This is a genomic window from Streptomyces lacaronensis, assembly GCF_047337785.1.
Lineage (GTDB): Bacteria > Actinomycetota > Actinomycetes > Streptomycetales > Streptomycetaceae > Streptomyces > Streptomyces lycopersici.
Window position 1 is genome coordinate 3,360,271 of sequence record NZ_JBLHDK010000003.1, and the last position, 24,728, is coordinate 3,384,998.

The following is a 24,728-nucleotide window of genomic DNA, read 5'->3' on the forward strand; positions in this document are numbered from 1 at the left end:
CGTTGCGAGCCGCGTGATCACAGCGCGCTCAGGGTGGCAGAAGTCCCGGCCCACGGGAAGCCGTTGACCGCCGGAGGGGATACGCGGGAGTTGTGTACCGCCGTCAGTACGGCTCGTGCGGCGAGTCCAGCGGGGGCGCCACATCCGCGAGGCGGGCCAGCAGTTCGGCGGCGCGCTTGCCCACGGTGTCCCGGTCGCCCTCGGACAGCGCCGAGCCCATTCCGCACGCGACGGCCCCGGCCGCGATCCAGTCCGGGGCCTCGGCCAGCGTCACCCCGCCGGTGGGGACCACGGCGGCCTGCGGCAGCGCGGCCCGTACGTCGCTGACCCATCTGGGCCCGTAGGCGGAGGCGGGGAAGAGCTTCAGGGCGTCCGCGCCCAGTTCCATCGCGCGCACCGCCTCGGTGGGTGTGGCCACGCCGGGGAAGACCGGCAGACCGTAGCGGTGGCCGGTGCGGATGACCTCGGGGTCCAGGCTCGGCGAGACGAGGAAGCGGGCGCCCGCGTCCACCGCCATCCGGGCCGAGGCGCCATCGAGCACCGTGCCCGCGCCGATCACCGCGTCATCGCCGACCTCCCGGATCAGAGTGGTGACCGCCTCCAGGGCGAAGGGCGTGGTCAGCGAGATCTCCAGGCTGGTGATACCGGCGGAGAGCAGGCTGTCCGCCGTGGCGTGGGCGTGGTCGTAGCTGTCGCTACGGACGATGGCGAGGACGCGCTGCGCGAGCGCGGCCCGGGTGATCTCCCAGCGGTACACGGCGGTCGCCGCCTTTCCTTTCCCAAGTGCTGCTGGCGATGCCGCCCCGGATTGCCTCCGGGATATGCGGCGGTTTCGGTGTGCGGTGGACGATACGCGGTGCTGTGTGCGCTTGGTGGATCAGTATCTGGGTTGTCCGTCTTACCGGTACTGCTCTGTGTTGTTGTGATGTACGCGGCCCCGTGCTCTCCGGGCCGGCCGTGGGTGCCGCGGCCGGTTCAGCGGTATACCGCGTCCCCGCCCTTGGACAGCTCGGCGAGCGCCCGGTCCCGCGCGGCGGCGGTGGGCAGCCCGTCCGTATCGGTGGCGGCCTGGACGACCAGGGCGGCCACGCACGCCGCCTCGGCGAGCGCCTGGTCCTCGTGCAGCCCGCGCAGCCGTGCCGACAGATAGCCGGCCGCGAAGCCGTCACCGGCGCCGATCGGATCGACGACCGGCACCGCGTGGGGCGACTGGTCCCAGCCGCCGTCCGCGGTGAGAACGGTCGCGGAGTGGTCGGTGCGCTTGATCACGACCTCGGCGGCCCCGCCGCGCAGCAGCTCCCGCGCGGCCTCGTCGGCGGGTTGGGCGGTGAGCAGCTCCAACTCCTCTTCCCCCGCGAGGACGATGTCGGCGTCGCGCAGCAACGGGCCCGCCGTCTGGGCCCACTGCGCCGCGCCGCCCAGCTTGTGCCGTACGTTCGGATCGAAGGACACCTTGGCCCCGGCCGCACGGGCCAGCTCCACCAGGCGGCGGCTCGCGGCCGCCGCGGTCGGCGAGAGCATCGGCGTGATCCCGGACAGATGCAGCAGTTGGGTGCCTTCGAGGGCCTCGGGGCGTATCTGTTCGGGCGTCAGCCGGGAGGCGGCCGAGCCCATGCGGTAGTACTGCACATCGATGGCGCGGTACGCATGGCTGTCCCGCATCAGCAGCCCGGTGGGGGCGTGGTCGTCCACGATCGCGTGGGCGACGTCCACACAGTCGGCGCGCAGCTCGCGCAGCACCGCCTCCCCCGCCGGGTCGGCGCCGACCCGGCCGAGCCAGCGCACACCGTGACCGAGCCGGGCGAGACCCACGGCCACATTGGATTCGGCTCCCGCCACCGACCTGCGGAAATGCACGGCCCGGTCCAGCGGAACCCCGGGCTCGGCGAGCAGGAGAAGCATTGCCTCCCCGCACGTGACCACTTCCGGACCCTTCGCCACCATGCCTCCCCGCACGTCCGCTGCTACCGAGACGGTATCGGGAAGCAACGACAATGGCCCGCGCGGGGTTCCCGGGGTCCGCGGCCGATACGGGGCGGTGGCCGATACCGGGCGGTGGCCGTTACGGGCAGGGCGGCGCGGGCGGGCGCACAGCAGCGCGGCCGCTGCCCCGGTGGGGGCAGCGGCCGCGGTTGCGGGGGGTGGCGGTCTTCGGGGGCCGCGTCAGCAGCTGCGGTCCACCAGGTCGAACGAGGCGTAGTGGTCCGCGGTGTAGTAGTCCTCGTCCGTCTGCTTGCCGGTGACGATGCGCCGGGCGCCACGGTCGTCGGAGCCCGGGGTGATCACGGTGTACTCGTGGTAGTAGCCGGAGGACTGGGACGGAAGGACGCCTTCACGGTTCTGGAAGACGGTGCCGTCCTGCGGGAACGGGAAGGGGCCGCCCTTTTCGATCAGGTCCAGGGTGTCATGGGCCTGGGAGGGCAGATCCGAATAGCAGATGTCGCCAACGGCGGCGATGACCTGCGACGTCGCAACGGTCCGCGACGTCGCGACGGTCTGCGGTGCCGCCGGGGTGACGGCGGTGGCCGCGGTGGCCGCGCCGCCGATGAGCAGCGTCGAGACGAGGGCGCCGAGGGCACCGATGCGGGCGATCCGTGGGGGGATTGTCATAGACATAGCATGACGCGCGTAGACGCTGTCGTGTCAATGCCAAGTGCCCGCCGTTCTCCGGGAGTTCACAAGAGATGCGCGAAGCGTCAGAAGAGGTAACGAAAGTGCAACTTCTTGCCTCTGAGGCAAACTTTTTGCCTGGTAGGTCAAGGCTGGCTATACCGGAGACATGAACCCGCTCCCCCACGGGCCCGCCGAGTGGCCCCCGGGCGGACCGGGCGACGGTGACCCCGGCGGACCGGCCGCCGAACTGCCCACCGTCGCTCCCCGCCTGCGTGACCTGCGACGACGCAGCGGTCTGACGCTCGAGGCCGCCGCCCAGCGCGTCGGGCTCTCCCCCGCGCACCTGTCCCGGCTGGAGACGGGCCGCCGCCAGCCCTCGCTCCCGATGCTGCTGGCCCTGGCCCGTACCTACGGAACAACGGTATCCGACCTGCTGGGCGAGGTGCCCGCGGAGCGGGACCCGGTCGTACGCGCAGACCGCATGGAGGCGCAGGAGGCGGGCGGCTGGACCTACTGGCAGGCCGGCGGCTCCAGCCGGGCCATGCAGGCGCTGCGGCTGCACGTACCGGAACGCTCCGCCGCCCAGGAGGACCTGGTGCGGGTCCATCCCGGCGAGGAGTGGCTCTACGTCCTGGGGGGCCGACTGCGGCTGACGCTCGGCGAGACCGTGCACGCCCTCTCCGCGGGCGACGCGGCCCACTTCGACTCGCTCACCCCGCACCGCATCGCCGCCGCCTCGCCCGGCGGCGTGGATCTGCTCTTCGTCCACACGCTGCTGCAGAGCGGCGCGGCCGAGCTGTGCCTCGGAGACGCCGCCCGCCGAGGAAGGCCCGGTACGCCATGAAGGACGCGAACGACATGAGTGCGACCGACGCGACCGATGCACCGATGGTCCCCGCGACGCCGGCCCGTACCGGGCCGAACGAGGAGGACCGGGCGCCGATGACGTTCACGGTGCGGGTCTTCATCTACCTCGTGGGCGTCCACTTCATCGCCGCTTTTCTCTTCTTCCTCTTCTACGTGGCGGGCGCGAAATAAACCTGGGCCCGAGGCCCCGGGCCGTCACCCCGCGTGGGTGGAGAACATCCCGCCCGTCGGCCCCTGCTTGTCGCCGCCCTGCGCCTTCTTCAGGGCGTTCGCCAGGCCCTCGATGGTGAGCGACTGGAGGATCACCCGGCCATTGCCCTCCAGCGTGGCCAGCGACAGCCCCTCACCGCCGAAGACCGCGTTCATCAGCCCCTGGCGGTTGAGCCCGCCGATGCGCTGCACGCCGTACTGGATACCTTCCTCGAAGGCCACGATGCAGCCCGTGTCGACCTCGATCCGGCCGCCGAAATCGGCCGGGTTGAGATCGATGAAGTTGCCCGCCCCACAGATGATCACGGTGCCGTGCCCGGAGAACTTCTCCAGGATGAACCCCTCGCCGCCGCTGCGCCCGGTCTTCCCGCCCTGGAAGGCGATCCCGAACTCCACGGTGGACTCGGCCGCCACGAAGGCGTCCTTCTCCGCGAACCACGCCCGCGCCCCGTCCAGCTCCAGCGCCCGCATCTCACCGGGCAGCACCCCCGCGAAGCCGACGGTGCCCTCGCCACCGGTGGCGGTGAAGTACTGGAACGCCAGCGACTCCCCCGCCAGTGCCCGCTGCCCCACCTGCATGGCGGTGCCCATGGCCTGGCGCAGCATCCCACCCATGCCACCGCCCGCACCGCTCCCGGCGCCGCCCCCGGCGGCCTGACCGCCGCCCCCGCCGGGCCCGGACAGCCGGGTCTCCATCGTCACGTTCGACGTCTTGAACAGGAACTTTCCGGCCTCGCAGTAGACGGTCTGCCCCGGGTGGAGGGTGCAGACCGCCATCTGCATGGCGTTGCCGACGATCTCTTGCCGCAGGGTCACAGCCACTCTCCTCAAGGGTCGCGTCAGGTGGTGTCACGTGGTGCCAGGTGGTGCCATAACCAGACATCCGGGTCAACGTACGACCCGGACCACCCGGTTCCGTGAGCTTGGCACAACGCGCCGAGCTCCAGCCCCGTGCGCGCGACGCGTGGAGGCGTTTCAAGAAGCCCGAGTCGTCCCAGCCCGACGATCAGCCGCCCCCGGCGGATACCGGGCGTAAGCGGAACCGCCGCGCCGCGGGGTCCCAGTTCCTAAGCTGAGGGGAAACCGGGACCCACCAGGCCGTCAGGCGGCGATGGCCGACCGGAACCGGATCGGAGCCGGAGTGGTGCGTCCAGAAAGGGGCCTGCGGAGTGAGCGCTGAGGCAGCTGCCATCAATCTCGGGCGGACCGTCGCGACCCGCGTCGTGCGGTTATGGCTCGAACCACGCCGGCGCGAGCAGGAGAGCCGGATGGAGATGTCCGCCCTGGTCCGGCGGCGGGTGCCGGGGCTGCGGGCGCAGCGGGGTGTGGAGCGGCAGTTCGAGCAGATCGCGGACGCGGTGGCGGCGCGGCTGGAGCCCATGTGCGGGCATGAGTTCCGCGGTCTGGAGGAGGGCGGGCGGCAGGCGGCGCTCGACGCCGTGACGGCGGCCTTCGGCCGCGCGGACCTGTCCGACGAGGCGATCCTCGGGTCCGACGCCAACCCCGCCGAGCTGGCCCGCCGGGTGCGGGCCTCCGCTTCCCCGCCCGCCGGGCTGGGCGAGGCGGCCACGCACTTCTACGAGCTGGTGCTGGCCGAGGCTTGCGACTGCTATGTGCGGATCCTGCAGCGGCTCCCGGTCTTCACCGAGCGCGGGATCTCCGAACTGCTGGGGCGGGTCGGCGAGCTCGGCCCCGAGCTGAGCCGGGTGCTGGAGCGGCTCCCCGTCCGATCGCTGTACGCGCCGCAGGGGGCGGATCAGGACGAAGCCTTCCGCAGGGAGTACCTGGAGTTCCTCAGTCGCACCCTGGACGAGGTGGAGCTGTTCAGCTTCACGGCCGGTCAGGCCCCGCGTACCAAGTTGTCCGTCGCCTACATCAGTCTGCGGGTCAGCGCGGATGAGGAGGGGCGGGCGGCGCGGAGGTCGTCGGGCGGACCCGACCACCGGTTACGGACGGGCATCGGGTCGTGGGGCGGCGCGGAGCACGAGCCTGCGGCGAACGTACGGGTGGAGGCGGCGTTGAAGGAGTCGCCGCGGGTCCTGTTGCGCGGCGAGGCGGGTTCCGGCAAGACGACTCTGCTCAACTGGCTGGCCGTCACGGCGGCGCGCGGCGCGTTCGGCGGGGATCTGGCCGACTGGAACGGACTTGTCCCCGTCCTGGTCAAACTGCGACGTTACGCCTCGCGTGACCTGCCGCGCCCGGAGGAGCTGCTGGACGCCACGGCGGGGCCGCTGACCGGCCATATGCCCCGGGCGTGGGTGGACCGCGCGTTCCAGGCGGGGCGGGTGCTGCTGCTCGTCGACGGGGTGGACGAACTCGTCGCGGCGGAGCGGCGCGGGGTGAGGGAGTGGCTCCGGCTGCTGCTCAGCGCCTACCCGGAGACCCGTACGGTGGTGACGTCCCGGCCGACCGCCGCGCGCGGCGACTGGCTGCGCGCGGAGGGCTTCGCCCCGGTGGGGCTGGAGCGGATGACACCCGCGGATCTTCGGGCGTTCGTCCAGCAGTGGCACCAGGCGGTGGGCGCCCAGGGCGGCGAGCTGCCGTGCGCCCCGGAGGAACTGCCGCACTACGAGCGGGCGTTGCTGACCGCTCTCCAGGACCGCCCGCATCTGCGGGCGCTCGCCGCGAGCCCCCTGCTGGCGGCCCTGCTGTGCGCACTACACCTGGGACGGCGCCGACGGCTGCCGCGCAACCGTATGGAGCTGTACCGCATCGCCCTGGAGCTGCTGGTGCTGCGCCGGGACGCGGAACGCGGGGTGCCCAGCGCGCTGGACGTACAGCTCAGCCTGACGGACAAGCTGTGTCTGCTGCGGGATCTGGCGTGGCGGCTGTCGGACAACAACCGCAGTGAGATCGCCACGGAGAAGGCCCTCGCCCACGTCACGGCCAAGGTGGCGTCGATGCGTCACCTGGACGACGGGGGCGAGGAGGTCCTGGATCATCTGGTGTCGCGTTCGGGGGTGCTGCGCGTCCCCGCCGAGGACCGCATCGATTTTCTGCACCGCAGCTTCCAGGAGTACCTGGCGGCAGAGGAGGCGGCGGCAGAGGACCGCATCGGCAATCTGGTCGAGCGGGCCCATCTGGACACCTGGCGGGAGACCATCATCATGGCCGCCGGACACGCCAACCGCAGCCAGCGGCAGGAGCTGATCACCGGCATTCTGGAGCGCGCCGAGGCCGAGCGCCGCCATGCGCGCGGGCTGCGGCTGCTGGCGGCGTCCTGTCTGGAGACGATGGAGTCGGTGCCTTCCGAACTCACCGAACGGCTGGACGACGCCCTGGGGTCGCTGGTGCCGCCGAGGCGCCGTAAGGACGTCATATCGCTGGCCTTGGTGGGGGATCCGGTACTGCGTCGGCTGCCCTGTTCACTGGACGGTCTGAGCGGGACGGCCGCCAGGACCTCCGTGCGCACCGCCGCGCTCATCGGCGGCGGGAGAGCGCTCGATCTGCTGGCCGCCTACGCGGAGGCCGGGCATGCCGAAGCGGAGAAGGAACTCGCCGACGTCTGGGAGTATTTCGACCCGGAGGAGTACGCCCGGCGCGTGCTCGCCAAGTATTCCTTGGAAGACGTCACGCTGACGCTTTCCCATCCCAGCCAGTGGCCCTCGGCCAGGGAGCTGCGGTCGATGCGGAAGATATGGATCAACCATCCGCTCACCGAGGGTCTCGCACCCCTCGCGGATTTCCCGGAACTCTCCTGGCTGTCGATCTCACGGCTGAGGAGTCATAACGATCTCAGCCCGCTCACCGCTCATCCCCAGCTCACCGTCCTCTCGATCGTCGGAAACACCGCCCTCGAGGACGCCTCCCCGCTGGGAGCCCTCACCCACCTCGAGGAATTGCAGCTCACCCATTGGACCTCCCTCCCGCCCATCGCCGATATCCCGCTTCCGGAGAAGCTGACCTCGCTCGGCCTGGGCGCCCTCCCCCACAACCCCGACCTCAGTTTCCTCCACCAGCTGCCGCCGGTTCGGAAACTGAACCTGGAGGGCTCGGGGAGTCCGCCGCACCTCGCGGACCTTTCCGCGCCGAGCGGCCTGCGGTGGCTGCGGCTGAGCGGCTTCGATCTGTCCGAGGGCTTCCCCGTCCTGTCCGCCTCCCTACGCGTCCAGGAACTGAATTTCTACCGCTGCGCCCTTCCGGCCGACATCGGCGCTTTGAACGGGATCGATTCTCTGCGTTCCGTATTCTTCGGCGAGTGCCACGGGCCGGACCCCGGCCCCCTGGACCTCTCGTCCCTGGCCGGCCGCACGGCCGCGACGCAGCTCACCGTCGAGGTGGGCACCACGCAGACCGTCACCGGGACCGAACGCCTCGGCCCCGGCATCCGAGTCCGCTACCGGTGAGGGGAGACAACACTCAGGCGCCGCCCAGCTCCGCGTGGCGTGCCGCCAGCCGCCGCGCGCCGTGCTCGGTCAGCGAGCCGTGCAGCCGTAGCCGGGCCACGCCGCCGTCCGGATAGATGTCGATCCGGACGTGGGTCACCGGCGGGGCCGCGTCCAGGAGGAAGCGGTGGACCGTATCGGGCTGGAGGCGGGTGCGGGGCAGGAGTTCGGTCCAGGCCGGGGCGGTGTGGTCGGCCGGGTCCGCGCCGGTTGTCGCGTCGAGGCCGTACAGCGCCGCCCAGCCCGGTGCGTTGCCCTTGTAGCAGCCGGTGTCGATCTCCACGGCGCGGATGGACCCCTGGGCGGCGAGGCGGTACCGGACCCAGTCGTGGCCCGTGTCCCGGCGGCGGCGGGTCTCCCAGCCCTCGTCCATCCGGGTGGAGCGGCCCGGTCCGATGGAGTTGGCGGGCGGGGAGTAGAAGCGGTCGGAGGCGTCCTCGGCGGCCCCGCCGTGCTCCAGCGCCACCAGGTCGAAGGTGCCGAGGGCGGTGAGCCACGCCGGGTCGGGGGTGACCTCGCCGTGGACACGGAGGCGGGCGATGCCGCCGTCGGGGTACTGCTTGAGTCGGAGGTGGGTGAGGCGGCGGCGGACGGAGACGGGGAAGCCGTTGGCCGCGTGGCCGCCGATCCGCGTACGGGGCACGAGCTCGGTCCATACGACCTCGTCGGCGAGGAGTTCCTCGGGGGACGGGGCGCCGTCCACCGTCGTCGCCTCGACGCTCACCGCCCGCGGGTAGTTGCCGCGGAAGTGGGCGGTGTCGACGACGATGCCGTGGACGGCCCCGGGCGCGCCGAGGCGGATCAGGGCCCAGTCGTGGTCGTCCTCGGCCGGATGCGGGGTGCCGGCCGAGGCCCCGCGCCGCCGCCGGGTCTCCCAGCCGTCCATGACCTTGCCCTTGTGGCCGAAGGACTCGGGGTCGAAGCGCGGCGCTTCGGGCCTCAGCAGATTCTCGCGCTCGGCGAAGAACTCGTCGTTGGCCGCGATCACGCTTCCGCCGAGCCGCCGGTCGGCCAGGTCCACGAGGTGGGTGAAGGGGAGGTCGGCGGTCCGGTAGTCGGCGTACGGGTCGCCACCGCCGTACGGGGCGGCGTCGCCGGTGAAGCGGGGGATCGGCGCGGTCATGTGGGGGGCTGCCTTTCCAGGAGTCGGCCGGTGGGTTCGGCCGGCGTGCCGTGGTCGGCGATCTTCCGGCCGCGCAGCCATGTGGACCGTACGACGCCGTACAGCGTTCTGCCCGCGTAGGCGGTGACCTGGTTGCGGTGGTGAAGGGCGGCGGGGTCGACGGTGAACGTCTCGTCGGGGGCGAGGACCGCGAAGTCGGCGTCGCGCCCGACCTCGATGGCGCCCTTACGGTCGAGACCGACGAGCGCGGCGGGGCCGGTGGACATCCAGCGGGCCACGTCGTGGAGGGTGTGGCCGCGCCGCCGGGCCGCCGTCCAGACGGCGGGGAGCCCGAGCTGGAGCGAGGAGATGCCGCCCCAGGCCCGCCCGAAGTCGTCGACCTTGAGGTCGGCCGTACAGGGCGAGTGGTCGGAGACGACGCAGTCGATCTCCCCGGCCGCCAGGCCCGCCCACAGCGCGTCCTGGTTGGCGGCCTCCCTGATGGGCGGACAGCATTTGAACTCCGTGGCGCCGTCGGGGACTTCCTCGGCGGTGAGGGTCAGGAAGTGCGGGCAGGTCTCCACGGTGATCCGGACGCCCTCGCGCCGTGCGTCGGCGATCAGCGGCAGCGCGTCGGCGGACGAGAGGTGCAGGATGTGGACGCGGGCGTCCAGCTCGCGGGCGAGGGCGATGAGGCCCGCGATGGCCTCGTTCTCGGCGGCGCTCGGGCGGGAGGCGAGGAAGTCGGCGTAGCGCGGGCCGGTGGGCGGCGAGGCGCCGTCGATGAGGCGGGCGTCCTCGGCGTGGACGATCAGCAGTCCGCCGAAGCCCGCGATCTCGCGGAGGGCGGTCCGGAGCTGGCCGGGTGCGAGTGGCGGGAATTCGTCCACGCCGGAGGGGAGCAGAAACGCCTTGAAACCGAGGACGCCCGCGTCGTGCAGCGGCCGCAGCTCCGGGGCGTTCCCGGGCACGGCGCCGCCCCAGAACCCGATGTCGACATGGGCCGACCGCCGGGCGACGGCCCGTTTGACCTCCAGGGCCGGGGCGGTGGTGGTCGGCGGGACGCTGTTGAGCGGCATGTCGACGAGGGTGGTGACGCCGCCGGCCGCGGCGGCGCGGGTGGCGGAGCCGAACCCCTCCCATGCGGTGCGGCCTGGGTCGTTGACATGGACGTGGGTGTCGACAAGGCCGGGGAGGAGGACGTCGTCGCCAAGGTCCTCGACCCTCGCTCCGTCCGGGGCGGTGGTTCCGTACGGCTCGACGGCGACGATGCGGCCGTCGGCGACGGAAACGGTGGCCGCGCGCATGCCGTCCGGAGTGATCACCTTGGTCGAGCGCAGCACCAGCCCCACGTCGGACACCGACACCCTCCTCGCCCTCCATTCCGAGTTTTCCGCAAAATGGAATCAACTTTTCGTTGAATTCTTCACTCCGTCGTCGGCCCGGTCAAGACCCCGCCCGCCGTGGCCCGCGAGGGAATCGGCGCATCGGTGAGTTCACCGCGGGTGCGGACCTTCGCGCACCTCAGGGCATAGATCCCCGCTCCGATGGCCATCCCGAAGACCCAGGAGAACGGGGCCACGTCCTCGAACCCGTCGACCAGGGCGAGCACCGCCGAGACCGCGGCCGAGGGCACGAAGGCGATGATCGCCTCCGGGTTGAAGCCCTTGCGGTAGTAGTACACCCCCGCCTTGTCGGCGCTGAAGAGCGCGTCGACTTCGATGTGTCCGCGCCGCACCAGGTAGTAGTCCACGAGTATGACGGCCACCAGCGGGCCGAGAAAGGCGCCGAGGGCGCCCAGGAAGTACTGGATCACGACCGGGCTCGAGTAGAGCTTCCACGGCATGACCACGATCGCGAGCACCGCCGTGATCATGCCGCCGCGCCGGAAGTCGAGGTACTTCGGCGCGAGGTTGGCGAAGTCGTACGCGGGCGATACGAAGTTCGCCACGACGTTGATGCCGACGGTGGCGACCATGAAGGACAGCGCGCCGATCACCGTGACCGCCGGGTTGTCGATCCGCGCGATGACCTCGACCGGGTCGGAGATCGCCTCGCCGAAGACCGAGATCGTGCCGGCCGTCATCAGCACGGAGACGACGGCGAAGGCGGTGAAGTTCACCGGCAGTCCGAGCAGATTGCCGCGCCGGTAGGCCTGGTGGTCCGGGGTGAAGCGGGCGAAGTCGGCGTAGTTGAGTACGAGGGTGAGGAAGGTGGCGACGGTCAGGCTGACCGCGGTCAGGCTCTGGTGGAGCTGCTCGCCTCCGCTCAGCCCGGTCAGGCTGTCGGTGAGCGAGATGTCGCCGCCCGCCTTGGCGATCAGCCAGCCGGCGAGGGCGAGCATGACCAGCCAGACCACCGGGCCGGTGGCGAGGTCCTGCACCTTGCGGATGAACTCCATGCCCCGGGTGAGCAGCACCGCCTGCAGCAGCCACATCACCAGGAAGGCGATCCAGCCGAGGGTGGACAGGCCGAGGACGGAGTTGTGGTCGTATTCGGCGAGCGAGGGCACCAGCTGGACACCGAGGAGGACCAGGGCCTCGGATGCCAGCCAGGTCTGGATTCCGTACCAGGCGACCGCCATCACCGCCCGCAGCAGGGCGGGGATGTTGGCCCCGTACACGCCCCAGCTGGCCCGCGCCAGCACGGGGAAGGGCACTCCGGTGCGGTGGCCGGCGTGGCCCATCCGGTTCATGAACCAGTAGAGGATGGTGACGCCGGCCAGCAGCGACAGGAAGACCTCCCAGGTGGGCAGTCCGAGCACGAACAGACTCGCCGCGAAGGCGTAGTTGCTGATCGCATGGGTGTCGGACATCCACATCGCGAAGATGCTGTAGGTCCCCCACTTGCGCTCCACGGCGGGCGCGAGGTCGTCGTTGTACAGACGGGGATCCGGCTTGGCGGGTGATGCCATGGCGCCCTCCACAGAATTCGCACGGAAAATCTTTTCCGCATGACGGTGCCGTGCAGGTATTGCCGTTCGATTACACCGACGTTGCCCGTGGATTCGCCCGTGGGATCAGGACGGACGGGCGCTGACCGGCCAGCCACCGATGGCCTTCGGACGGGGCGGGGCGAAGGTGCGCACTTTGCTGGTGGAGAGACCGAGCCCGACCACCGACTCGGCGAACCGCACCGCGGCGGCGACGCCGTCCACGACGGGGACCCCACCCAGCGCCGCCGAGACCCGGTCCTGCAGCCCGGCCATGCCACCGCACCCCAGGCAGATCACCTCGGCGCCGTCCCGCTCCACCACCTCGCGCGCGATCCGCACGATGGCCTCCACGGTCCGCTCCGGGTCCGCCTCCAGCTCCAGGACGCCGAGGCCGGTGCCGCGCACCGCCGCGCAGCGCTGCGACAACCCGGCGGTGAGCAGCCGATCCCTGATCTGCGGTACGGCCCGGTCGAGAGTGGTGACCACCCCATAGGCGTGGCCGAGCATCATGGCCATCTGGGCGGCGGATTCCGTGATGTCGAGGACCGGTACGTCGAGGAGCTCCTGCGCCCCCTCGCGGCCCGGCTCGCCGAAGCCGGCCATCACCAGGGCGTCGAAGGGCTCGTCGTAGGTGGCCAGTCGGTCCAGTACGGCGACGGCGCTCAGATACCCCTCGAAGTGGCCCTCGATCGACTCGGGCCCCCACAGCGGCTCGGTGGCCACGATCTCGGTGCCGGGGCTCGCGCTCGCCTCCGCGATGGCCCGGATCGAGGCCGTCATGGAGGCGGTGGTGTTGGGGTTCAGCACGAGGATGCGCATGGGACTCCCGGAGCGGTTCCGTACAGCGATTCCGTACAGCGATTCCGTAAACTGAAAGTTAGTTTTCGAGAAGCAGAACCTAATCAGCCCCGCCACCGGCGTCAAGGGAGCCCCGCATTCCGGAAGCGGCCCCGTCACGGCCGGGGCGCATACCGGCCGTGACCGGCACCGACAGCATTTCGAAGCCCCCTGTGGGCGCCGCCGTGGACCGGTAGGCTGCCCGTGGCCGGTCGGCAGCGGATCGTCACCGCGTGCGGGCCGGTGCCGACCGCTGTGAAAGGAACACCGACGTGCCGTCCGCCGAGCCCAAGACCGCCGCCACCACCGCCGGATCCGGTGGCGTCCAGTCCCTGGAGCGCGCCTTCGATCTGCTGGAGCGGATGGCCGACGCCGGGGGCGAAGTCGGACTGAGCGAGCTCTCCAACAGCAGTGGACTTCCCCTGCCCACCATCCACCGCTTGATGCGCACGCTGGTGGCCTGCGGCTACGTCCGCCAGCAGCCCAACCGCCGCTATGCCCTCGGGCCCAGGCTGATCCGGCTCGGCGAGAGCTCGTCCCGGCTGCTGGGCACCTGGGCGCGGCCGTATCTGGCGCGGCTGGTGGAGGAGACCGGCGAAACCGCGAACATGGCGCTGCTGGACGGCGATGAGGTGGTGTACGTCGCGCAGGTGCCCTCGCGCCACTCGATGCGGATGTTCACCGAGGTCGGGCGGCGGGTGCTGCCCCACACCACGGGTGTCGGCAAGGCACTGCTGGCGGACACGCCCCCCGAGGAGGTGCGCGCCCTCCTGGCCCGCACCGGCATGCCCGCGGTCACCGAGAAGACAATCACCACGCCGGACGAGTTCCTCGACGCGCTGCGGCAGGTCCACGAGCACGGCTACGCGGTGGACGACAACGAGCAGGAGATGGGCGTGCGCTGCCTGGCCGTCTCGGTGCCCGACTCCCCCGCCCCGGCGGCCATCTCCATCTCGGGCCCGGCGGGCCGGGTGACGGACGAGGCCACGGAACGGATCGTGCCGATCCTCAAGGAGGTCGCGGCCGAGTTGTCGGGGGCGCTGGCCAGCACGGGGTCCGCCTGACGGCGGAGGCGACGACGACCCGCCACCACGGAATCCGGCCCAACGGCCGAGGCGAGAGGACCGGTAGCGGCGACCCGAGCGGGCGGGGCCCGCTGAGCCGCTGCCGGGCGTGGGGCGGGAGCGGCTGGGCCACCGCCGGGTCCGCCTGACGGCGGAGAGGTCCGGTGGGCGGACCGCTACGGGGTGTCCGGGGGATCTTTCCCCTCCCCGCCCCTCCCCGATACCAGGGGCTCCGCCCCTGGACCCCGAGGCTTGGGGCAGAGCCCCGATCCGGGTCTGGGGCGGAGCCCTGGTCCGGGCCCACCCGGGCGGAGCCCCCGGTCTGGGTCTGGGGCGGCCCCACCGGTCCGGGTACCGGGCGGAGCCACCGGTCCGGGCCTGGGGCGGAGCCTCCTGGCTCGGGATGCCGGGGCAGAGCCCCTCTGGTCCGGGCACCGGGGCGGAGCCCCCTGGCCCGGGACCTGAGGCGGGAGCCCCGATCCGGGTCTGGGGCCGGAGCCCCGGCCCGGGGGCTGGGGCGGAGCACCAGTTTCGGGAAGGGGCGGGGAGGGGAGCAGCCCGCCGCAGGCGTCAACCGACCGGCGCGGGCGGAACCGCTGGGGCGACGCCGGGCGCCGCGAGAACGCCCGGCCACCACCCGAGGCAAGCAGGGCCGACGGGCCACCGCCCGGCGCGAGTGGGGCCACCCCGACCACCACCCGACGCGGGCCGGACCACCCGGCCGTCGGCGCGAGCGGGACCCCCGGTCAACTGTCCGGCGCGGCCGGGGCCGCCGTGCCCGTGCCCGTTGGCCGGTCGCTCAGTCTCTCCCTATGCCCGTCTGTGGCACATTGCCGAACTGGTCGATCGCCGCGCGGACGCCCGTCAGGGCGGGGCCCAGGGCGCTGACCGAGCCCAGGGCGCCCGCGATGAGGAGCAGCGAGCGGCGGAGCCGGTGCAGCTCCGGGGCGCCGGTGCGGGCCATGGCGTCGAGCGCGGCCAGTTCGTCGTCCGCGATCGCCCGGTCGGGTAATTCCGCCGGGTGGGCGGCCAGATCGCGCCTGAGCCGGGCCACGGCACGGCGCAGTTCGGCCGCCCTCGGATCGTCCTCGGTGCCCGCCACTCGCCTGACTTCCACGACTGCGGCGCCCTCCACTGACAAGGCGCCGGGTTCACCCCAGAGCCTCGCGCCTTCGTTGGCCAACACTGCCCTTCTCCCCCTCGCGCCCTCTCGCACGAGCCTGCCCCCTCTCCCGCATGACCGCCCCACCCTCCCCCTCGCGTGGATTCGGACACAAGGGGCCGCGGATCAGTTAACGCCACTCAGTGCACGACGCGCTATACGGAGAGCGAAAATCAGACCGGCTGGGATGAAGCCCCCGCGCGGCCACGATGTGCGGTAAGCAGGGCCCATGGAACGTACGACGGAGGACTCCGCGCAGGTCGCCGGGATCGTACTGGCGGCCGGGGGCGGCCGGCGGCTGGGCGGGCGGCCCAAGGCCCTTTTGACGCATCGGGGGCGGCCGTTGGTGGAGCGCGCCGCGCACGCGCTGCGGGAGGGCGGCTGCGCCCCGGTGCACATCGTGCTGGGCGCCGCGGCCGGGACCGTACGGGCGCGGGCGCGGCTGGAGGGGTACGTCCTGGTGGACAACCCCGGCTGGGAGGAGGGCATGGGCTCTTCGCTGCGGGCCGGGCTCGCCTCGCTGGCCGGTACGGGCGCTGAAGCGGCGTTGGTCGCGCTGGTGGACCAGCCGGGGATCGGCGCCGAGGCCGTGGCGCGGGTGGTGGCCGCGTACCGCGCGCCGTCCACTCTGGCGGCCGCCGCGTACGGCGGGGAGCGGGGGCATCCGGTGCTGTTCGGCGCGGACCGGTGGGCGGATATCACGGCGAGTGCGGTGGGCGACCGGGGGGCACGCGCGTATCTGCGGGCGCATCAGTCCGCGATCACGCTCGTCGACTGCTCGGATATCGCCCGTACGGACGACATCGACACCCCCGAGGACTTGACGCTGCTGGAGTGAGGGGTGCCGACGGGCAAGGCGGCGGTTCACCAGGACATCGAACCTCCACCAGCGGTTCAACAGAAGATTGAACTTCCACCATGAGAAACTTATTATCCACAAAGCAGAGGTACCGCGAGCGTCCAGCCGAGACTCGCCCAAGGAGTGACCGCCCATGTCCGCACCAGCGCCGTCCCCGCTGGCCATCGTCGACGCCGAACCGCTGGAGCGTCAGGGAGAGGTGCTGACCGACGCGGCCCTGGCCTTCCTGGCCGAGCTCCACCATCGCTTCACCCCGCGCCGGGACGAGCTGCTCGCGCGCCGCGCCGAGCGCCGCGCCGAGATCGCCCGCACCAGCACCCTGGACTTCCTCCCGGAGACCGCCCACATCCGGGACGACCCGGACTGGCGCGTCGCCCCGGCCCCGCCCGCGCTCGAGGACCGCAGGGTGGAGATCACCGGCCCCACCGACCGCAAGATGACCATCAACGCCCTCAACTCGGGCGCCAAGGTCTGGCTCGCCGACTTCGAGGACGCCTCCGCCCCGACGTGGGCGAACGTGATCGGCGGCCAGCTGAATCTGATCGACGCCTATGAGCGCCGGATCGACTTCACCTCCCCCGAGGGCAAGAGCTACGCGCTGCGGCCCGACGACGCGCTGGCCACCGTCGTCACCCGGCCGCGCGGCTGGCACCTCGACGAGCGCCATCTGCGCTCCGCCGACGGCCGCCCCGTCCCCGGCGCCCTCGTGGACTTCGGGCTGTACTTCTTCCACAACGCCCGCCGTCTGCTCACGATGGGCAAGGGGCCGTACTTCTACCTCCCCAAGACCGAGTCCCACCTCGAGGCCCGCCTCTGGAACGACGTCTTCGTCTTCGCGCAGGACCACCTCTCCATTCCGCAAGGGACGATCCGCGCCACCGTTCTGATCGAGACGATCACGGCGGCGTACGAGATGGACGAGATCCTCTACGAGCTCCGCGACCACGCCTCCGGGCTCAACGCGGGCCGCTGGGACTACCTCTTCTCGATCGTGAAGAACTTCCGCGACGGCGGCCCCGGTTTCGTCCTGCCGGACCGCAACGCGGTCACGATGACCGCCCCGTTCATGCGCGCCTACACCGAACTGCTCGTCCGCACCTGCCACAAGCGCGGCGCGCACGCGATCGGCGGCATGGCGGCCTTCATCCCCTCGCGGCGCGACCCCGAGGTCAACGCCGTCGCGTTCGACAAGGTCAAGGCCGACAAGGACCGTGAGGCCGGCGACGGCTTCGACGGCTCCTGGGTCGCCCACCCCGATCTGGTCCCGGTGGCCCGCGCCTCCTTCGACGCGGTCCTCGGCGACCGGCCGCACCAGAAGGAGCGGCTGCGCGAGGACGTCCACGTCACCGCGGCCGAGCTGATCGACATCGCCTCGCTCGACGCGACCCCCACCCAGCAGGGGCTGCGCAACGCCGTCCAGGTCGGCATCCGCTATATCGAGGCGTGGCTGCGCGGCCTCGGCGCCGTCGCGATCTTCAACCTGATGGAGGACGCGGCCACCGCCGAGATCTCCCGCTCCCAGATCTGGCAGTGGGTCAACGCGGGGATCGTCTTCGAGAACGGTGAGAAGGCCACCGCCGATCGCGTCCGTAAGGTCGCCGCCGAGGAGCTGGCGGCGATCCGCGAGGAGGTCGGCGAGGACGCCTTCGCCGCGGGCAGGTGGAGCCAGGCGCACGATCTGCTGCTGAAGGTCGCGCTGGACGAGAACTACACGGAGTTCCTGACGCTGCCCGCGTACGAACTGCTGGACTGACGCGGCTCGTTCGCGCGGAGGAGGAGCCCCGGACCGCCACCGACGCGGTCCGGGCCGTGGCCATCGCTACGGCGTGTAGAGCTGTGAGCGCGGCACGATCTGCTGGGGCACGCTGGGGCTGGACCACAGCAGCTTCATATGGGCCTCACCGGTCTGCTCGGTGTACTCGATCCGGATGGCGTGCTTCGTTCCGGCGCGCAGCGCGACGGTCGCCTTGTCGACCTGTGGACCGTGCGGGGTGGCGTTGTCGATGACCAGGCGGCCGTCGATCCACACCCGTGCGGTGTCGTCGGAGACGGTGGAGAGCGTGTAGGTCTCGCTGTGCCGGGGCTGGAGGTAGCCGGTCCAGCGGACGCCGAAGTGGTCGGCGGGGACGTCGGTGGCCGGGGAGCCGGCGAACCGCCAGGTGTGGTTGACGGTCCGGTCGGTCCGGGTGACGGCCGGCGGCCCGGTGAAGGTCTCATTGGCGAAGACCTCCTCCCGCAGCCCCTGGCCCCGCCCCTGGGGTGCGGCCGGGGCCGGTTTCACCGTCAGCTCGATCACCGAGGCGGTGTCGTTGGCCGCCCCGCCGGAGGGGGTGAGGTCGAAGCCATCGCCCGCCTCCGCCACCTCGACCCGCCGGTCGCTGCCCAGCACCCGGGCGCCGGCCACCGTGAACGGCGCCTTCGCGGTGAGGTGGAGCGGCTGACCCGCGGCGGGCCAGGAGGTGACGGACGCGTACAGCCGGTTGCCCGACCGGCTGACCGCGCCCCAGGACGGCTCGTCGACCAGCCCGGTGGCCCCGGCCCCGTACACCGCGCGGCCCTGGCCGGAGGTCCGCAGCCAGGAGCCGATCTCGCGCAGCCGGTCGACGGAGGGCTGGGGCACGCGGCCCAGTTTGTCGGGGCCGACGTTCAGCAGGTAGTTGCCGCCACGGCTCGCGATGTCGAGGAGATTGCGGGTGAGGGTGGTGGGCGACTTCCAGTCCTGGTCGTACTTGGCGAAGCCCCAGTGGCCGTTGAGGGTCATACAGCTCTCCCACAGCTGCCCGTCCACGGGCGCGTCCGGGATCTCCTGTTCGGGCGTTCCGTAGTCGCCGTCGACCACGCGCCGCTTGCCGACCCGGTTGTTGGTGATCAGGTCGGGGTCGAGCCCGTGCAGATACGACTGGAGGCGCTCGCCGTCCTGGGCGGACCAGCGGTTGGCGGGGTTGTCCGCGTCCCACTCCCCGTCGAACCAGAGCAGCGCCGGATGGTAGTTGTCGACCAGCTCCTTGAGCTGGGCGTACATCCGCTTCTCATAGCGCGGGAAGGTGGCGGGGTCGGCGAAGTCGGGGTCGTGCCAGTCCCAGATCGAGTAGTAGAAGCCGAGTTTGATCCCGGCGGCGTCCGCGGCGGACTTCAACTCGGCGAGGATGTCGCGGCGTCGGTCGAAGGAGGAGTGGTCGCGCAGATTCCAGCTGTTCTGCTCGGTGGGCCACATCGCATAGCCGTCGTGGTGCTTGGAGGTGATGACGATATAGCGCTGCCCGGCGTCCTTGGCCGCCTTGACGATGGCCTTGGCGTCGAAGGACGAGGGATTGAAGTCCTGGGCGGCGTCCTCGTACTCGCTCATCGGGATCTGGCAGTTCCGCTTGATCCACTCCGCGTCACGGCAGACGGTCCCGTCCGCCCGCCGGTATTCGCCCTCCAGCTGGGAGTAGGCACCGAAGTGGATGAACATCCCGAAGCGGTCCTGCCGCCACCAGTCGGTGCGGGCGGAGGTGAACGGATCGTCGGCCGCGTAGTCGGTACCGGGCCCGGGCTCCCGCGCCGTCGTGGGCGCCGCGGTGGCGGCGGAAGGGCCGCTGAGGATCGTGGCCAGCACCATGCCGAGCAGAAGGCTGAGCGCTCGGAGGGGGATGACGGCCCGTCGTCTGGACGTACGCATGGCGGCTCCTGTGCTCGTGGGGTGGTCGGACAGGAGGGCTGGCCAGCCGCGTACGGGAACCTAGAACCGGAAAGATAGGATGTCAACGGGGCCCGAACGCCCTAATGGGCCACTGGTGACGGCCATAAGGCGGCCGCCCCGGCGACCCATCCGATGTATCGGCTGCGGCGTTCAGTCCTCTTCCGCGATACGGGCCAGGCGCCGCGCCTCGGTGCGCGCCTCCCGCGCGATCTGGTCCTCGTCCACCGTGAGCAGCCGGCCGGACTCCACCACCGGAGCGCCGTTCACCAGGGACAGGGTCACCGGGGCCGGGGCGCCGAGGACCAGCGCCGCCACGGGGTCGGCGATCGACGAGTGGCCGAGGCCGTCCAGCCTCCACAGCACCAGGTCGGCCAGTTTGCCCGGCTCCAGCGAGCCGATCTCCTCCTGGCGGCCGAGCACCCGCGCACCGCCGTGGGTGCCGAGGCGCAGCGCCTGACGGACGTTCAGCGCCTTCTCGCGGTGGCCGCCGAGCCGGTTGATCAGCAGCGCGTTGCGCAGCTCGGTGTGGAGCTCACCGGATTCGTTGGAGGCGGTGCCGTCCACACCGAGGCCCACCGGCACGCCCGCGGCGAGCAGATCGGGGACGCGGGCGATCCCGGCGGCGAGCCGGGCATTGGACGAGGGGCAGTGGGCCACCCCGGTGCCGGTCCGGGCGAACGCCTGGATGTCGGTGTCGCTCATATGGACGCAGTGGGCCATCCACACGTCCTCGCCCAGCCAGCCGGTGGACTCGAAGTAGTCGGTCGGCCCCATGCCGAACCGCTCATGGCAGAACTTCTCCTCCTCCACCGTCTCCGAGCCGTGGGTGTGCAGCCGTACGCCCTTGCGGCGGGCCAGCGTCGCGGACTCGCGGAGCAGTTCGGTGGAGACGGAGAAGGGCGAGCAGGGCGCCACCACGATCCGCAGCATGGCGTCGAACGCCGGGTCGTGGTGGGTGTCGATGGCCGCCTCGGTGGCGGCCAGCGCGTCCTCCATGGACTCCACGGCGAAGTCCGGCGGCAGTCCGCCGTCGGAGGTGCCGAGGTCCATGGAGCCGCGGGCGGCGGTGAACCGCACCCCCAACTCGCGCGCCGCGCGGATCTCGGCACCCAGCAGATCGCCGCTGCCGCGCGGAAAGACGTAGTGGTGGTCCATGGCGGTGGTGACCCCGCCGCGCACCATCATCGCGAGCGAGCCACGGGCCGCCGCGTGGACCATCGGCTCGTCGATCCGCGCCCAGACGGGGTAGAGCGCGACCAGCCAGTCGAAGAGGTTGCTGTCCTGGGCCAGGCCGCGGGTGAGCCACTGGTAGAAGTGGTGATGGGTGTTGACCAGGCCCGGGGTCACCAGATGCCCCGTGCCGTCGACCCGGCGGACGACGCCCTCAAGACCCTCCGGCGCGGGCCCCTCGCCCACCGACTCGACGCGGTGGCCCGCCACGACGACATGGCCGGAGGCGTACTCGGTGTCGTGGGCGTCCACGGTGGCGACGGCGCAGTTCTCGATGACGATGCGGTTCACGGAGCGTGGCCCTCCCGTCGTATCGGTCGGTGGGGATCTGTCGGACGAGCTGTCAGTCGGTGGGGATCCGGGGCTCGGCGCCGTCCCGCAGCACGGTGGCCTCGATGAGTCCGTACGGCCGGTCGGCGGCGAAGTAGACCTCGTTGTCGTTGGTGAGTCCGAAGGGTTCCAGATCGACCAGGAAGTGATGCTTGTTGGGCAGCGAGAGGCGTATCTCGTCGATCTCGGGACGGTGCTCGATCACCCGCGCGCCCATCTGATACAGCGTCTGCTGGAGCGAGAGCGAGTAGGTCTCGGCGAACGCGCTCAGCAGATGGCCGCGCGCCTCGGCGTGGCCGTGGTCCCAGTCCGGCATCGACCGGGTGTCCTCGCTCCAGCCGTAGCGCCAGCGGGCGTGCACATCGGTGGCCAGGATGCGGTCGCGCGCCTCCGGGAGCGTGGTGTACCGGTCCTTCACATAGCCCCAGAACTCGGAGTCCGTGGTGTTCAGGACGGTGAGGCCGGTGAGCCCGGAGACCACCTCCCAGCGCTCGCCGTCGAAGGTGATCTGGGCGGTGCGGACCTCCTGGCCGCGGCGGACGAAGGAGTGCTCGGCGCTCCCGGCCGTCCCGATCCGCTCCCACGCGTACTCCTCGACGCGGACGCGGGCGCGGTGAATGGGCTCCTGGCTGGTGACGAAGTGGCGGGCCAGCCGGATGCCGAACTCCTCGGCCGTGTCGATGCCGTGCTCCTTGGCGAAGGCGTACACGGTGTTCTTGGTGGTGTCGGTCGGCAGGACGTTGGCGTTACTGCCGGAGAGGTGGACCTCGTCCATCTCACCGGAGAGCGCCACCGAGACGTTGAGGTCCTTCAGGTGGTGCACGGCGCCGTCACGCACCACCCGGACGACACGGGTTTCGGCCTTGCCGTAACTGTTCGGGCCGAGCGTGGGCATCGGTGCTAGCTCCCTCGGTAGACGGAGTAGCCGAACGGGGTGAGCAGCAGCGGTACGTGGTAGTGCTCACCCGGCTCGACGGCGAAGGCGACCGCGACCTCCGGGAAGAAGGCGTGGGTCAGATACGGCCCGGTCTCGAAGCGCAGCCGTGCGTGGCTGGTGCCCTCGGGGAGCGCGGGCAGGTCCCCGCAGCGCCCGTCGGCGTCGGTGAGCGAGTCGGCGTGCGCCCTCCACTCCGCGCCGGGCCCCGAGCGGACGGACAGCTCGACGACCACGCCCACGGCGGGGCGGCCGATGCTGGTGTCCAGGATGTGGGTGGACACCGAGGTGGCACCGCTCGCCATCACCGCTCTCCTTCCGCCGGGGCCCGCGGGGCCTCCGGGGTTTCCGGGGTTTCCGCCCAGGATTCCGCCCAGGATTCCGCCCGGGTTTCCGTCAGCGTTTCCGTCAACCGGGTCAGCCGGATGCGATTGATCTTTCCCAGTTCGGTGCGGACGATGTCGCGCTCGGTGTCGGCGTCATGGTGGATCCGCTCGCGCAGCGCGGCCACCATCTCCTCGCCGGTGCGGCCGGTGGCGCAGATCAGGAAGACATGGCCGTGGCGCTCCTGGTACGCGAGGTTCAGCTCCAGCAGCTCCGCGCGCTCCGCCTCCCGTACCCCGCTCTGCTCCCGCGCCGAGGCGGTGTCGCCCGGTGCCGGCCGTCCGATGGGCGGATGCGCGGCCATCGCCTCGGCCAGGTCGGCGGCGGTCAGCCCGGCCATGGCCGCGTCGGCGGCGTCGAGCAGCTCCCCGACCGTGGCGTACGGCCGCCCGGCCGCCACCGCCGCGCCCCAGGCCCGGCTGGCGCACACCTCGCACAGCATCGCGGCGGCGCCCCGGTCGTCCACCGCGTTGAACCGGGCCAGCCCCGGCGGTGCACTGGAAGTCACTCTCGCAAACTAGGAGGCTTCCGCGCCGAACGTCAACAGTTTGTTGAAAACTCTGGGTAACAGGAGTGCGCGACCGGTACGCAAGGGGGCTCGCGGACGGGACGCGGTCAGTCCCCGCCCTTCTCGCGGTTGAGGTAGTTGTAGACGGTGAAGCGGCTCACCCCGAGGGCCCCGGCGACCGTCTCCACCCCATGGCGCACCGTGAACGCGCCACGCTGCTCGAGCTGGCGCACCACGGACTGCTTGGTCTTGCGATCCAGGGCCGAGAGCGGTACGCCGTGGCGGCGCTGGAGGTCGGCGAGGATGCGGTCGAGCGAATCCGACAGATGCGGCAGCCTTACGGCGACCACCGGGCGGCCCTCCCAGGAGAGCACCACATCGTCGCCCCGGGCCCGGTCCGGGGCGATCATCTCGCCGCCCATGGCGTCGACGAGCGGCTTCACCGCGGCGGCGAAGGGGTGGTCGGCCGGCACGCTCACGCCTCGGCCTCCCCGACGACGCTGACCTGGAGCGAGATCCGGGTGGCACCGGCTTCGAGGGAGCTGCGCAGCAGCCGGTCGACGGCCTCCAGCACCGCCTCCGCCCCGCCCTCGGCGGTGTTGCCGAAGGGGCCGACGTCCACGGAGTCCAGCGGGGCGGCCTGGACGGTCTCGCGGGCGGTCACGGCGTGCGGCGGCACCTCGTCGAGGTCGAACGGCTCGGTGGTGAACTCAACCCTCAATCTCACGCCGCCAACCTACTGCGTCCCGCCCTAACACGGCGCCCCCGCTACGTGGGACAGAACGCCCAAGTCCCTCCCCTCGGCCGCCCGCTTCGGGGAGCATGGACCACATACCGCATCCGCCTTCCGCCCACGGAGCGCCCCGATGACAGACGACGTGCCGGTGCGTTGTCCCGCGTGCCGTCGCGAGCAGTCGTTCACGCCGCCCGCCTTCCCCTGTGCGTGCGGCGCCCCGGTCACCCTCCCCGTCCTGCGCGACGGCAGCCCGGAGGAGCTCGGCCACCGCACCTGGGAGAACCTCTGGGTGGCGGTGAACTGCCCGTCCTGCGGCCGCCAGGGCCACTGGCCGCAGCCGGAGCTCGGCTGCGACTGCGGCGCGGTGGTCCGCGTGCCCGTCGCCGCCGCGCCGCCCCCGGTCGGCACGGGCGCGGCGGCCGGGCCCGGCGGCCCGGCGGTGCGGCGCCCGGCCTTCCGGCCGGTCACGATCCGTACCGCGCGGGACGCGGTCACCGCCGCCGCGCAGTATCTGAAGTGGCTCGGCTTCCACAGCCTGCGGCCCTCGGAGGACCGGGCCGTCTCCGGAGTGGACCTCTACGGGACGGGCGTGGTCGCCCAGGTCGATCCGACGACCCGCCCCACCGGGCTGCGGGACATCGAGTGCCTGTGGCTGAACGGGCTCCACAAGTCGGCGATGAGCGTCTTCTTCTCGCTCGCGGGCTATGCGCGGGAGGCGCGGGCACGCGCCGACGCGCTGCATCTGCCGCTGTTCATCATGGATCTCACCGGCACCCCGCAGCCCGTCAACGATCCGGCGGACGTACTGATCCGGATGGGCCCGCCGGACGGCTGACCCGGTCGGCCCTTGTGCTCATGACCGGGGAACGCTTCCTTTGAGGGACCGCTGG

The 24,728-nt window shown here is 71.7% G+C and carries 23 protein-coding genes; 7 read left to right on the forward strand and 16 right to left on the reverse strand.

The window, feature by feature from the left end:
* Positions 1–103 precede the first annotated feature (103 nt).
* The 3 genes from ACMTAK_RS14235 to ACMTAK_RS14245 all read right to left on the reverse strand — a co-directional run bounded on the left by ACMTAK_RS14235 (position 104) and on the right by ACMTAK_RS14245 (position 2,610).
* Entirely contained in the window at positions 104–757 is a 654-nt protein-coding gene (locus ACMTAK_RS14235) for a bifunctional 4-hydroxy-2-oxoglutarate aldolase/2-dehydro-3-deoxy-phosphogluconate aldolase (RefSeq protein WP_201857321.1), read from the reverse strand.
* Positions 758–975: 218 nt separating this feature from the next.
* Positions 976–1,944, reverse strand: coding sequence for a sugar kinase (locus tag ACMTAK_RS14240; protein WP_413806589.1), 969 nt, complete (start codon positions 1,942–1,944; stop codon positions 976–978).
* Between the two features lie 219 nt (positions 1,945–2,163).
* A complete protein-coding gene (locus ACMTAK_RS14245; protein ID WP_413806590.1) occupies positions 2,164–2,610 on the reverse strand; it encodes a ribonuclease in 447 nt (148 codons plus the stop codon).
* A 169-nt stretch (positions 2,611–2,779) separates the two neighbouring features.
* On the opposite strand from ACMTAK_RS14245, the gene ACMTAK_RS14250 reads away from it, so the two are divergent.
* Positions 2,780–3,457, forward strand: coding sequence for a helix-turn-helix domain-containing protein (locus ACMTAK_RS14250; protein ID WP_413806591.1), 678 nt, complete (start codon positions 2,780–2,782; stop codon positions 3,455–3,457).
* A 14-nt stretch (positions 3,458–3,471) separates the two neighbouring features.
* Positions 3,472–3,651 carry a DUF6126 family protein gene (locus ACMTAK_RS14255; RefSeq protein WP_413806592.1) on the forward strand — a complete coding sequence of 60 codons (180 nt, stop codon included), beginning with the start codon at positions 3,472–3,474 and terminating at the stop codon, positions 3,649–3,651.
* A 24-nt stretch (positions 3,652–3,675) separates the two neighbouring features.
* On the opposite strand, the gene ACMTAK_RS14260 is transcribed toward ACMTAK_RS14255, so the two are convergent.
* Entirely contained in the window at positions 3,676–4,506 is an 831-nt protein-coding gene (locus ACMTAK_RS14260) for an AIM24 family protein (protein ID WP_413806593.1), read from the reverse strand.
* Between the two features lie 353 nt (positions 4,507–4,859).
* On the opposite strand from ACMTAK_RS14260, the gene ACMTAK_RS14265 reads away from it, so the two are divergent.
* Complete coding sequence (locus ACMTAK_RS14265) at positions 4,860–8,036, forward strand: NACHT domain-containing protein (protein WP_413806594.1); 3,177 nt, start codon at positions 4,860–4,862, stop codon at positions 8,034–8,036.
* A gap of 13 nt (positions 8,037–8,049) precedes the next feature.
* On the opposite strand, the gene alc is transcribed toward ACMTAK_RS14265, so the two are convergent.
* The 4 genes from alc to ACMTAK_RS14285 form a co-directional block, all read right to left on the reverse strand.
* Positions 8,050–9,198 carry an allantoicase gene (gene alc, locus ACMTAK_RS14270; RefSeq protein WP_413806595.1) on the reverse strand — a complete coding sequence of 383 codons (1,149 nt, stop codon included), beginning with the start codon at positions 9,196–9,198 and terminating at the stop codon, positions 8,050–8,052.
* On the reverse strand, positions 9,195–10,538 hold the full coding sequence (gene allB, locus ACMTAK_RS14275) for an allantoinase AllB (protein ID WP_413806596.1): 1,344 nt from the start codon (positions 10,536–10,538) through the stop codon (positions 9,195–9,197). Before allB ends, alc begins: the two co-directional genes overlap by 4 nt.
* 65 nt (positions 10,539–10,603) lie before the next feature.
* Positions 10,604–12,091, reverse strand: a complete 1,488-nt coding sequence (locus ACMTAK_RS14280) for an NCS1 family nucleobase:cation symporter-1 (RefSeq protein WP_413806597.1) — start codon at positions 12,089–12,091, stop codon at positions 10,604–10,606.
* 105 nt (positions 12,092–12,196) lie between these two features.
* Entirely contained in the window at positions 12,197–12,931 is a 735-nt protein-coding gene (locus ACMTAK_RS14285; RefSeq protein WP_413806598.1) for an aspartate/glutamate racemase family protein, read from the reverse strand.
* A 290-nt stretch (positions 12,932–13,221) separates the two neighbouring features.
* Here ACMTAK_RS14285 and ACMTAK_RS14290 point away from each other — a divergent pair, with 290 nt between their 5' ends.
* Positions 13,222–14,013, forward strand: coding sequence for an IclR family transcriptional regulator (locus tag ACMTAK_RS14290; protein ID WP_413806599.1), 792 nt, complete (start codon positions 13,222–13,224; stop codon positions 14,011–14,013).
* A 799-nt stretch (positions 14,014–14,812) separates the two neighbouring features.
* On the opposite strand, the gene ACMTAK_RS14295 is transcribed toward ACMTAK_RS14290, so the two are convergent.
* A complete protein-coding gene (locus tag ACMTAK_RS14295) occupies positions 14,813–15,130 on the reverse strand; it encodes a DUF5955 family protein (RefSeq protein WP_044569113.1) in 318 nt (105 codons plus the stop codon).
* Positions 15,131–15,404: 274 nt separating this feature from the next.
* On the opposite strand from ACMTAK_RS14295, the gene ACMTAK_RS14300 reads away from it, so the two are divergent.
* Both ACMTAK_RS14300 and aceB read left to right on the forward strand, forming a co-directional pair.
* On the forward strand, positions 15,405–16,013 hold the full coding sequence (locus tag ACMTAK_RS14300) for a nucleotidyltransferase family protein (RefSeq protein ID WP_413806600.1): 609 nt from the start codon (positions 15,405–15,407) through the stop codon (positions 16,011–16,013).
* A gap of 154 nt (positions 16,014–16,167) precedes the next feature.
* The gene (gene aceB, locus ACMTAK_RS14305) at positions 16,168–17,787 is read left to right on the forward strand and encodes a malate synthase A (protein WP_413806601.1); all 1,620 of its coding nucleotides are present in this window, start codon (positions 16,168–16,170) and stop codon (positions 17,785–17,787) included.
* A 66-nt stretch (positions 17,788–17,853) separates the two neighbouring features.
* Here the strand turns inward: aceB and ACMTAK_RS14310 are convergent, their stop codons facing one another.
* From ACMTAK_RS14310 to ACMTAK_RS14340, 7 genes are all read right to left on the reverse strand, one after another.
* A complete protein-coding gene (locus tag ACMTAK_RS14310) occupies positions 17,854–19,695 on the reverse strand; it encodes an alpha-L-fucosidase (protein WP_413806602.1) in 1,842 nt (613 codons plus the stop codon).
* Positions 19,696–19,866: 171 nt separating this feature from the next.
* Entirely contained in the window at positions 19,867–21,237 is a 1,371-nt protein-coding gene (locus ACMTAK_RS14315; RefSeq protein ID WP_413806603.1) for an 8-oxoguanine deaminase, read from the reverse strand.
* Between the two features lie 52 nt (positions 21,238–21,289).
* Entirely contained in the window at positions 21,290–22,171 is an 882-nt protein-coding gene (gene pucL, locus ACMTAK_RS14320) for a factor-independent urate hydroxylase (RefSeq protein ID WP_413806604.1), read from the reverse strand.
* Positions 22,172–22,176: 5 nt separating this feature from the next.
* The gene (uraH, locus tag ACMTAK_RS14325; RefSeq protein ID WP_413806605.1) at positions 22,177–22,515 is read right to left on the reverse strand and encodes a hydroxyisourate hydrolase; all 339 of its coding nucleotides are present in this window, start codon (positions 22,513–22,515) and stop codon (positions 22,177–22,179) included.
* Positions 22,515–23,102, reverse strand: a complete 588-nt coding sequence (uraD, locus tag ACMTAK_RS14330; RefSeq protein ID WP_413806606.1) for a 2-oxo-4-hydroxy-4-carboxy-5-ureidoimidazoline decarboxylase — start codon at positions 23,100–23,102, stop codon at positions 22,515–22,517. The genes uraH and uraD overlap by 1 nt, the downstream gene beginning before the upstream one ends.
* 107 nt (positions 23,103–23,209) lie before the next feature.
* Complete coding sequence (locus ACMTAK_RS14335) at positions 23,210–23,581, reverse strand: helix-turn-helix domain-containing protein (protein ID WP_044569123.1); 372 nt, start codon at positions 23,579–23,581, stop codon at positions 23,210–23,212.
* Positions 23,578–23,829: a hypothetical protein gene (locus ACMTAK_RS14340; protein ID WP_413806607.1), complete on the reverse strand. Its 252-nt coding sequence runs from the start codon at positions 23,827–23,829 to the stop codon at positions 23,578–23,580. The genes ACMTAK_RS14335 and ACMTAK_RS14340 overlap by 4 nt, the downstream gene beginning before the upstream one ends.
* A gap of 139 nt (positions 23,830–23,968) precedes the next feature.
* Between ACMTAK_RS14340 and ACMTAK_RS14345 the strand changes: the two genes are divergently transcribed.
* On the forward strand, positions 23,969–24,673 hold the full coding sequence (locus tag ACMTAK_RS14345) for a hypothetical protein (RefSeq protein ID WP_413806608.1): 705 nt from the start codon (positions 23,969–23,971) through the stop codon (positions 24,671–24,673).
* Positions 24,674–24,728: the final 55 nt, after the last annotated feature.